8 protein-coding genes are annotated in these 9,672 nt (G+C 69.3%); 1 reads left to right on the top strand and 7 read right to left on the bottom strand.

Going from position 1 to position 9,672, the window contains the following annotated elements; genetic code table 11:
• Positions 1-207, bottom strand: a 207-nt coding sequence (locus CSR00_RS30915; RefSeq protein WP_245905878.1) for a transposase, incomplete at its 3' end; no start/stop codon positions are given.
• 88 nt (positions 208-295) lie between these two features.
• On the opposite strand from CSR00_RS30915, the gene CSR00_RS28275 reads away from it, so the two are divergent.
• Positions 296-874 (top strand): DUF1501 domain-containing protein, encoded by a 579-nt coding sequence (locus CSR00_RS28275; protein ID WP_245906697.1) that lies wholly within the window; start codon positions 296-298, stop codon positions 872-874.
• Positions 875-899: 25 nt separating this feature from the next.
• Here CSR00_RS28275 and CSR00_RS28270 read toward each other — a convergent pair whose 3' ends face one another.
• From CSR00_RS28270 to CSR00_RS28245, 6 genes are all read right to left on the bottom strand, one after another.
• Positions 900-1,835, bottom strand: a complete 936-nt coding sequence (locus tag CSR00_RS28270; protein ID WP_099025689.1) for an alpha/beta fold hydrolase — start codon at positions 1,833-1,835, stop codon at positions 900-902.
• Positions 1,836-1,930: 95 nt separating this feature from the next.
• Positions 1,931-4,177, bottom strand: a complete 2,247-nt coding sequence (locus tag CSR00_RS28265) for an ABC transporter permease (protein WP_099025691.1) — start codon at positions 4,175-4,177, stop codon at positions 1,931-1,933.
• A gap of 131 nt (positions 4,178-4,308) precedes the next feature.
• Entirely contained in the window at positions 4,309-5,043 is a 735-nt protein-coding gene (locus CSR00_RS28260) for an ABC transporter ATP-binding protein (protein WP_099025688.1), read from the bottom strand.
• A 140-nt stretch (positions 5,044-5,183) separates the two neighbouring features.
• Positions 5,184-6,836, bottom strand: a complete 1,653-nt coding sequence (locus CSR00_RS31910) for a glycine/sarcosine N-methyltransferase (RefSeq protein WP_099025687.1) — start codon at positions 6,834-6,836, stop codon at positions 5,184-5,186.
• A gap of 236 nt (positions 6,837-7,072) precedes the next feature.
• The gene (locus tag CSR00_RS28250) at positions 7,073-7,441 is read right to left on the bottom strand and encodes a SpoIIAA family protein (RefSeq protein ID WP_099025686.1); all 369 of its coding nucleotides are present in this window, start codon (positions 7,439-7,441) and stop codon (positions 7,073-7,075) included.
• Between the two features lie 30 nt (positions 7,442-7,471).
• Positions 7,472-9,499 (bottom strand): S15 peptidase family protein, encoded by a 2,028-nt coding sequence (locus CSR00_RS28245; protein WP_245906687.1) that lies wholly within the window; start codon positions 9,497-9,499, stop codon positions 7,472-7,474.
• Positions 9,500-9,672: the final 173 nt, after the last annotated feature.

The raw sequence follows: 9,672 nt of genomic DNA, 5'->3' as shown, positions 1-9,672 counted from the left end.
CCAGCGCAGATGCCGTTCGGCCACCGACTGCCAAGCACCGAACTGCTCGGGCAGATCACGCCACGGAGATCCGGTGCGATAACGCCAGATAATGCCTTCCAACGTGCGCCGATGATCATTCCAGGGACGACCGCGCCGCCGCCCCGAGGGCATCAACGGCTCGATCAACGACCACAAATCATCAGAAATCACATCAGCCCGGACCACCTGAACAGCATCAAGCACAACACCATTCACACTAAGCAGACACGCCCTAGCCGCCCCCGACAAACACGACCGGGGAAACATGTCCCCGGTGCGCGAGGTGTATCGCGACACCGTGAAGCTGGCCGACCGCCTCGAGCCGGTCCTCTCCGACGACACCTCTGACACCCAAGAGACGGACATCGCCCGGGCCAAGCTGGCTACGCAACTGGACGCCGTCGCCAAGTGCGTGAAGGCCGGCGTGCCCACCCGGGTGTACAGCCTGGCATTCGGCGAATTCGACACCCACGCCGGTGAACGCGACAAACACCAACGGTTGTTGAAGGAGCTCGACACCGCCGTCACGCAGTTCATGCACAAGATGTCCGGGGATAAGTTCGGCCGCAACGTGACGGTGATGATGTATTCCGAGTTCGGTCGCCGCGTGAAGGCCAACGCCTCCGACGGCACCGACCACGGCACGGCCGGGCCGGTGTTCATTCTCGGTGATCCCGTTAAGGGCGGCTTCTACGGTGACGAGCCGAGTCTCACCGACCTCGACCACGGCGACCTGAAAACCACCACCGACTTCCGCGACATCTACCACGAGATCCTGGCCCACACCCTCGACACCGATCCCGAACGGGTCATCGGCAAGGGCCGTCGCAACATCGGCTTCCTGCAGACCTAGCCTCTTGAAGACCAGCCCCTGGAGGTCACAGGTGCGTGCGCATGAAGGTCAGGATCTCGTCGGCGGTGGCGAAACCGCCGAGGTGGCTTTCCTGGGGGCGCACCACCAGCTCGGCGTCGCGCAGTAGCTCGACGGCCGCCTGCGCGTCGCGCAGCGGCACGATGTGATCGGTGTCGCCGTGCCACCACCGCACCGGGGCCGCGACGTCGGTCAGCCGGAAACCCCAGTCGCGCCCGAAGAGACGGGCATCGTCGACGATGGCCTGGAACCGGCCCCCGGCCAGCAATACCAGGTCGTCGACGAACATGCCCTCCATCTCCGGATCGGCCAGCACTCGCCGGTCGGATTCCGGAGTGGTGCGGGCATATGCCTGGGTGGCCCAGTGCGCGAACGGGATCGCCGGCGTCAGCAGTGCGGACACGGCCTGGGCCAGCGGCTGCCGCAGCGCCTGCAGCGCGGGCGCGAACTGGCGGGCCAGGACGATGACCCCGCTGGCCAGGGCCTCGGGGCCCACCGACGGCACCACGCCGCCCAGCACCGCCACCGCCTTGACCCGGGTGGACAGCGGCGGCACCGCCGCGCACGCCAGGGCATAGGGTCCACCCCCGGACAGGCCGACCACCCCGACGTGCTCGGCGCCCAGCGCGTCGACGACGTGCAGCACGTCGCCCGCCCAGTCGGCCACCGCCGGGTAGGGATGGGGATCGGACAAACCGGAGCCGGGTCGGCCCACCACCACGACCCGTAGGCCGAGTTTCTCGGCGGCGCGCCGGCCGATCAGCGGCAACTGGCGGCGCCCGCCCGGTGTGCCGTGGAACCACAGCACCGGCGCCCCGGCGGGATCGCCGAATTCGGCGTAACCCAGGCGGCGGCCGCTGGGCAGGTAGAAGCGGCCCTCGACCCGCGGCTGCTCGACGCGGGGAACGCGGAAGGGGTGACGCATCGGATTGGTGGTCTTCATGGCTCTGGAAAAGGGAGCGTAGCCCTGTGGCGGTAGCGCGGAGCCGAATTCGGTAACTCCGCGCCGACGGCGCTCCGGGCAATGCTTTCGCCCGGCTATTGCGCCCGCTCGCGCACCACCCTGGCGATATCCACATTGCGCACCATGCGCATCGCCGGCAGCTGTGACAACGCGGCCGCCGCGAGCACCGCCAGCGCGGCCAGCAGCAGGGTCGACCAGCCCAGCGACAGGCTCATCGAGAACAGGTCGCTGTTGAACGACCGCAGGAAGTACCACGCCGCGAACGCACCGGCGACCAGGCCCGGCGGAATCGCCAGCGCGGTTGCGGCGAGGTTCTCCAGCGCCAGCGTCCCGGTCAGTCGCGGCGTGGAGACTCCGGCCGCGCGCAGCGTGGCCAGCTCCGTGCCGCGTTCGGCCATGTTCACCGTCATCGTCACGTAGATCACCACGAACGCCAGGGTGGCGCCCAGGGCCAGCATCACCCCCACGAACGCCCAGAACAGCCCGAGGTAGCGGTTGACGGTGTTCTCCAGGGCGTGGGTGTCGGTGTAGGCGAGCACTCCGGGCAGCGAGGTGATCTGCGCCCGGACCGTGTCGCGGTCGGTATCGGCACCGAAGCGCAGCAGGTACCCGTTGGGCGGGTCCCCGGTCAGGGCGCCGACGGTGGCGTTGGTGGCGTAGAGGGCGGTGCCCAGCGGTTCGTCGAGCAGCCCGGCCAACCGGACCTGGCGGGGCGCGTGGCCCACGGGGGTCACCGTCAACGTCGAGCCCACCCCGACGTGAAGTTCGTCGGCCAGCGCAGCCCCGGCCAGCACGCCGTCGCCGGGCAGGCCGCGGTGGCCGCCGCCGGCGGCGCGGAAGCCGTGCATGGAGGTCTGCGGCGCGAAGCCGGTCAGCGCGGTGGTGTAGGTGTGTCCGTCGGCGCTCGCGGTGACCTGCACGGTGGTGCTCGGCTCCACCTCGGCCACCCCGGGGACCGCGCGCAAGGCCGCCGCGACGCCGGAGCCGGGCGCGACGAGCACCGAGGCGTCCTCGCGCTGGACGTCGCCGAACTGCGCGTCGAGCATCGCGCGCATGCTCGTGATCATCCCGACGGTGGCCAGCACCAGGATCAGCGCGAGGATGCCCCCGACCATGGTGGCCGCGGTCCGTCGCGGGCTGCGGGTCAGCGAGCGCAGCGCCAGCTGGACCACCGCGGGCAGACGCCAGCGGGCGGTGGCCCGGGTCAGCGGGCCCATCCGCGCGACCGGCCGTTCCCCGCGCATGGCGTCGGCGGGTGCGGCGCGCGCCGCGGCGATCGCCGGGGCGAGCACCGCCAGCAGCCCGGTGCCCAGGCCGAGGGCGAACCCCAGCACGGCGGTGCCGACGTTGTGATGCACGACGGTGTCGGGAACCCCGATCGCCGACGTGTACAGGCCGGTCACCATCGAGGTGGCGCCGGCGCCCAACACCACGCCCAGTACCGCCCCAGCGGTGGCCACCGCCGCGCCGTAGAACAGGTAGTGCCGCACGATTCTCGCCGGCCGCGCGCCCATGGCCAGCATCGCGCCCATGATGCGGCGCTCACTGCGGACCACCCGGGTGACCACCACGTACTCGGCGATCGCCGCGGCGGTCAGGAACAGCACCGGGAAGCCGACCGCGAGCTCGGAGAAGCCGTCGAGGTCTTCGTGCAGGGCGGCGTTGGAGGGCTGGTCGGCGCGGGTCTGCACATCGAGTGCTCCACCGGACATCAGCAGCCCGGCGACGCGGTCGCGGTCGGCCGAAGAGCTGCCGGGTGCCATCTCGACCAGCGTCTGATCGGGGCCGTGCCCAGTCAGCGTCCCGGCCAGCGGCGGGGGCGCGAACAGCACGGCGAACGAATGCGGGTCCGGCAGGATGTCCTGGCGGCTGCGCGCCGGCCAGAGGTACTCGGGGGACAGCGCCACCCCGCTGACCAGCACGCTGCGCCACGCCGACCCGTCGTAGACCTGCAGACGGTCCCCCGGTGTCAGGCCGAAGGCCTGCGCGGCGTGTTTCTCGATCGCGACCTCGTCGCCGCTGTGCGCGCTGGGCAACCGCCCCCGGTCGATCTCGATTCGGTTGACACCGGCGGGGCCGGTCAGCCCGGTCACCCGCCCGATCAGCTTGGTTCCGTCGATGTTCAGCGGCAGGTCGCCCACGCTGCGGGTGGACACCCGGGCGACGCCGGGGGCCCCGGCGACGGTCGCGGCCAACCGCTCCGGATTCCCGCCGGATGCGGTCAGGTCGGCGAAGTGCATCCGCTCGTAGGTGCGGTTGTAGGACGCGGTCAGGTTGCGGAACGAGTCGTAGCTGGCGATGAACAGCAGCACCCCGAGCATCACGATGAACGCGATGGCCAGCGACTGGGCCGGTCGGCGGCGCAGGTCGCGAATGGTCTTGCGGAGCAGGATCGGATGCGGCCCGAGTCCCCTGCGGTGTCGCTTGACGTGTCCGGAATCCGTCACGGCCGTCACCACCGCACGGCGGAGGCCTCGGCGGGGGAGCTGTTGCGGTCGTCGGAGACGATCGCCCCGTCGCGCATCTGCAGAACGCGGTCGGCAATCTCGGCGGCGGCCCTGTTGTGCGTCACCATGATCACGCCGAGGCCCGACCGGTTGGTCTGCTGCAGCAGTTCCAGCACCCGCCGGCCGGTGGACACGTCCAGCGCGCCCATGGGTTCGTCGGCCAACAGCAGATCCGGGTCGGTGATCAGCGCGCGTGCCAGCGCGACGCGTTGTTGTTGGCCGCCGGAGAGCTGGCCGGGAAAACTGTCGGCGCGGTCGGCCAACCCCACCGCGTCGAGCAGATCGGCGGCGCTGCGGCGGTCCCCGCGCCCGGTCAGCTCGACGAGGACCTCGACGTTCTCCCTGGCGGTCAGCGTGGGAATCAGGTTGAAGAACTGGAACACGAAGCCGACGTGTTCGCGGCGGAACCTGTCCAGGGCGCGCGGTCGGCGGCCCGAGATGTCCTGCCCGGCAACCGATATCGATCCGTTCTCCACGGATTCGATGCCGCCGATGACGTTGAGCAGCGTGGTCTTGCCCGAGCCGCTCTCCCCGACGACGGCCACCAGCTCGCCGGGGTCGACGTCCAGCTCGATGTCCCGCAGCGCCCGCACCGAGGCCTCGGCGGTCCCGTACGTCTTGTTCACGCCGTGCAGGGATATCCCACCACGGCGGCGCACGGGAACCTCGTGTCGTCCCATCCGCCTAGGGCGACGTCGGCCTCGGGTTCATGCCCGGATTCTACGGGCGGTGGTCCTCGGTACCGGCGGGTTCGGGCAACCCGCCGGCATGCCGGGCGTGGCGCGTTCGGAGAGGATCGCGCCGCGCCCGGCGCCGGGCGTCAGGCCGGCTTGCGGAAGCGCTGGATACCCCAGGCCAGATAGCCGTTGTCGGCCGCCTGCACCCAGTTACGCAGCCCGACCACCATCTTGTCGAGGTAGTCCGCCGAGGATTTGTCGGCCAGCTCGGCGCGCCGGGACTCCAGCTCCTCGCGCACCCGGTCGTAGTGCGTGCGCAGGTTGTGGACCAGGTCGATCTGGTCGACGACCTCGAATCCGATGGCCTGGGCCGCTTCGCGGTAGAACCGCATGGAACCCAGGTCGTGCAGGTTGAGCCGGTCGTAGACGGGCTGCAGCACCCCGTCGGGGACGTCGTCGGCCTGCATCGGGTCGGTGAACACCAGTTCGCCACCGGGCTTGAGCAACCGGAAGGCCTCCTCGATCACCTTGCGGCGGTCGGGGGCGTGCAGGAAGGCGTCTTGCGACCACACCACGTCGGCGCTCTCCGACGGCATCGGCACGTCGTCGAAACTGCCGTGGATGACGTCGATGCGCTCGTCCAGCCCGGCGCGGCGGTTCTTGGCCCGGTTGTTGTCGTTCTGCGTCTCGGAGATGTTGACGCAGGTGACGTCGCAGCCGTGCACGTTGGCCAGGCGGCGTGCCGAGCCGCCGTAGCCGGCCCCCAGGTCGACCACCGTCGCGCCGGGGCGAAGATTCGACAGCGTGCCGGCCATCCGGTCGACGGTCTCGATGCTGGCCGACGCGATGTCGCGGGTGTCCTCGTAGCACCCGACGTGGATGTCCTCGCCGCCCCAGATCAGTGAGTAGAAGCTGTCGGCGTCGTCGCTGTCGTAGTAGGCCTCGGCCTCGTCGGCGGCGCCGGAGGCGGTTTCCACCGACTTCTCCGCGACGTGGACGAAGAAGTCCGGCTCGTTGTCCTGGTAGGTCTCCTGGAAGTCGCCGTAGGTGCGGACCCGTTCGAAACCGGCTTCGCGCATCAGCCGCCGCACATAGTTCTTGCGCAGCGGGAACATGTTCAGCGTGTACTCCGACCCGTCGGGGAAGGTGTACTTGAACCGGGCGAGGCCGTCGTCGACGTGTTCGGGTTCGGCGGTGACCTGGTCTCCGCAGTAGTAGTACTTGTGCTGCGTCTTGAAGCCGTGATCGAGCATCTCGTCGTAGTTGCGCTGGTCGAGGATCAGGATGCCGTCGTGGCGCAGCGCGGCGTAGAACTCGGCCAGTGCGCGGCGACGGTCCTGCTCCTCGTGCAGGTGGGTGAACGAGTTGCCCAGGCAGATGATCGCGTCGTACTTGCCCTGGATGCTCTTGTTCAGCTGACGCCAGTCGGCCTGCACGCTCTTGAGGATCAATCCGCGCTTCTTACCGTTCTCGAACGCCTTGGCCAGCATCGCTGCCGACCCGTCGGCGCTGGTCACGTCGAAGCCGGCCTCGGTGAGCCGCACCGAGTGAAAACCGGTCCCGGTGGCCACGTCCAGCACGCTCGTCTTGTCGCGGGCGCGCAGCACATCGATGAAGAAGCGGCCCTCGGACTGGGCGCGTGCGTCCCAGTCGATCAGTTCATCCCATTTCTCGACGAAGCTCATGACGTACTCACCGCGGTACAGGTCGGTGTCGCGGTCGGCCAGTGGGTCTTCGCCGTAGTTTTGCTCACGTAACCGCAGTTCAGCGTTGTCCTGGGTGGTCGTGAAAGTCATTGGGCCTTTCTTATCCGTTGCCGTTTCGCACGCAATCGGAAAAGTTCGGCCATGCGTGCGCTGTTCCAAGAAGGGAGTGCGCACGTCGCCAGCGGTCCAGGGCGAAGTCGTTACTGCGCCGTTCCCCGCAGAGCGGGGGGCGGATGAGCTCCCGTCGCCCCCGCACCGCGCCCCAATTCTATTTCACGGAGTCGATCCCGCGACCGGTAGGGCGGCCCCGAGTGGATAGCCGGTGGTCAGGCGGCGGTGGTGATCCAGTTCCGGGCGGCCACGACGTCGCCGGCGGGGAAGTGCCTGATCTCCGCGGACACGAAATGGGATGCGAGGTGTTCGGCGACGTCTCCCAGCGCCGAATCCGTCACGACCGCGACCTTTTTCACGTGCTTCTGATGATCGCGGACGAAGCGAAGGTGGGTGATCATCGAGCCGAGGTTCTCCCAGCCGGGGAACGAGGGGACCTCGAGGATCAGCCCGGCCAGGTTGCCGTGCTGCTCGATCTGCGGGTCGATCTCCCTGGCCAGTTCGGCGAAGTCGTCCTGGGCGAGGGCGGAAACGGGGCGCACGGTCAGGATGGAGTTGGCGGTGTCGAGCTCGTGTTCGATCATGGTCGGGCCTCCTTGTTTGGGGCCGGGCCGCTAGGCCGCGGCCACCGTGGCGGTGGCAGGCACGTCGGAGACGGCCGCGGGATCGGCGGTCGGCACGCTGATCTGCATGCCGGACACGGTCAGCACTCCCAGCGACAGGACGTTCTCGTAGGGGAAGGCCGAGGCGACCACCTGAAGTTTGACGGCTTCCCCGGGGGCCAGGCTGTGCGCGATCTGCTCCATCTTCACGGTCACCGTGTGGGTCTGCCCGTCCAGCGTGACCGGCACCGGTGTGACCAGGTTGCCCAGCACCAATCCGCTGGACGGGTCGACCAGTTGGGCGTAGACGTGGCGGGCGGTGCCCGTGCCCGAGTAGGTCAGCGTGAGCTCGGGCGCGCCCACCAGGTAGGTGGTCTCGGTGGCCGTGGGCAGGGTGAGGTTGACGGCGTTGAGGGCCGGTGCACCGGAGGGGATGCCCACCAGGGTCTGGATCAGCCCGGCGAACAGGATGGCCGGCTGCGGGCCGGACCCGCCGACGAACGGGAACAACGGGATGGTCTTGGCGGTGGTTCTCGCCGCCGTGACGGGCGTGCCCGCGGTGATCGGGTAGGTGTCCGAGGCGTGATACCGGCCGTGTTGGTCGACCCACTCGAACAGCGCCCCGGTGTCGACGGTGACGTCGCCCCGCACGTAGCGCTGCAGCCACTGCAGGGTCCGCTCCCGGATCAGGACGCCGTCGTTCCTGCTGCTCAGGCACGCCCCGTGGCCGCCGCAGTACCACAGCACCTTGGTCGGCACCCCCTGGGCGAGCAGCGCCTGGGCGTTGGCGTCGGCCTCGGCGAGGGTGAACAGCGTGTCGACGGTGCCCTGCACCAGCAGGGTCGGCGCGGTGATGTTGTCGACCAGATCGCCGGGCCCGCGCTCGGCGAGCAGTTCCTGGTCGGACTCTTTCAGCTTGGTGGTCAGGTCGCCGTAGATCGCCGCGGGAATCAGCCGGGGGTTGGTGCGCGCCAGGGTGAGGATCAGCCCGGCGCTCAGGAAGGTGCCCCAGCTGCTCTTGAACGCCTCGTTCTTGTACAGCGAGCTGTTCAGGCTGTGCCAGGCGATGGTCGGCACGATCGCGTCGATCCGGTCGTCGATGGCCGCCGAGGCGAGTTGGATGCCGCCACCGTAGGAGGCGCCGACCATCCCGAGGCGGGGATCGAGGTCGACGAGGCTGTCGAGCTGCGCCTCAGGCTGGGCGGCTACCCAGCTGATGATCGCCGACACGTCGCGGCCCTCGAAGTCCGGGGAGTCGATCTCCAGCTGACCACCGGAGTGCCACTCGCCGCGCGGGTCCCAGGTCACGACGTTGTAGCCGGCGTCGCGCAGGGTGCCGATCCCGATCACGTCGTTGGGCAGGAACCCGTCCTTCTGAGCGTTGAGCATCGTCGAGCCGGGCAGCGCCAGGCCGGGTCCGTCGAGGATCGTCGGTGCTTTCTCGCCGGCCGCCAGGCCCTCGGCGGGCATGAAGTGCACGTAGATCTCGGTGCCGTCGAATGAGACGATCTTGACGTCCCTGGCCTGCGGGGTGCCGGCCGGCGCCGCGTGGTCGACCGGGTAGCCGATCAGGGGGTGCAGGACGTCGCCGATCAGCGGGATCTGGTGGATGAGCGTGACGATCGGGGTGACCACCAGCGGCCCGACCACCGGCAGCTGCTGAAGCCAGCCGAACGGTGCGTTCTGGGGGATGGCCTGGACTTCCGTGGTGGCCTGGGCGGCGGCCAGCGCCGTCGGTTCGACGTTGGCGGTCTGGCCGAAGGACTCGCGGCGCGCGAACGCCAGCATCGTCCACTCCAGCGGTGAATCCGCCGGGGTGGTGGGCGCGGAGTTGTTCTCGGAGCCGAAGACGGCGTGGATGACGTTGGAGACCACCGACGCCGCGCCGGTGTCCTCCGTGGTGTCCTCTGTGGTCGCCTCCTCGGTGGCGACCACGGGGGCGTCGGCCGACGGCGGTGCGCTCACCGTGGCCTCGACGGGCGCGGAGGGGGCTGCCGGCGCGGCGTCGGGTGCCGGTTCAATGGCGGGCTCGTCCACCACGTCGGTCACCTCGGGTGCGGCGACGTCCGGCGTCTCGGGGGCTGGCTCTTATACCCATCTGACGCTGCCGACCATACCCCTTGTGTATCGCCCCGTGGTGGTACTATCGTCAATAAAAACAGTTCACATCACCGCTCCCATCAGAAACCTGCGACGCACACACAAACCCAAGA

Origin of the sequence: Mycolicibacterium palauense (assembly GCF_002592005.1) — a bacterium.
Taxonomy (GTDB): Bacteria; Actinomycetota; Actinomycetes; order Mycobacteriales; family Mycobacteriaceae; genus Mycobacterium; species Mycobacterium palauense.
Note: the sequence above shows the minus strand (reverse complement) of the source record. Positions and strands in the feature narration are given on the sequence as shown.

What these genes read in the sequence shown, in the direction of transcription:
- CSR00_RS28270 (WP_099025689.1), bottom strand. Translation starts at nt 1,835, where the DNA reads ATGAAGACCACCAATCCGATGCGTCACCCCTTCCGCGTTCCCCGCGTC.
- CSR00_RS28265 (WP_099025691.1), bottom strand. Translation starts at nt 4,177, where the DNA reads ATGCTCGGGGTGCTGCTGTTCATCGCCAGCTACGACTCGTTCCGCAAC.
- CSR00_RS28260 (WP_099025688.1), bottom strand. Translation starts at nt 5,043, where the DNA reads ATGGGACGACACGAGGTTCCCGTGCGCCGCCGTGGTGGGATATCCCTG.
- CSR00_RS31910 (WP_099025687.1), bottom strand. Translation starts at nt 6,836, where the DNA reads ATGACTTTCACGACCACCCAGGACAACGCTGAACTGCGGTTACGTGAG.
- CSR00_RS28250 (WP_099025686.1), bottom strand. Translation starts at nt 7,441, where the DNA reads ATGATCGAACACGAGCTCGACACCGCCAACTCCATCCTGACCGTGCGC.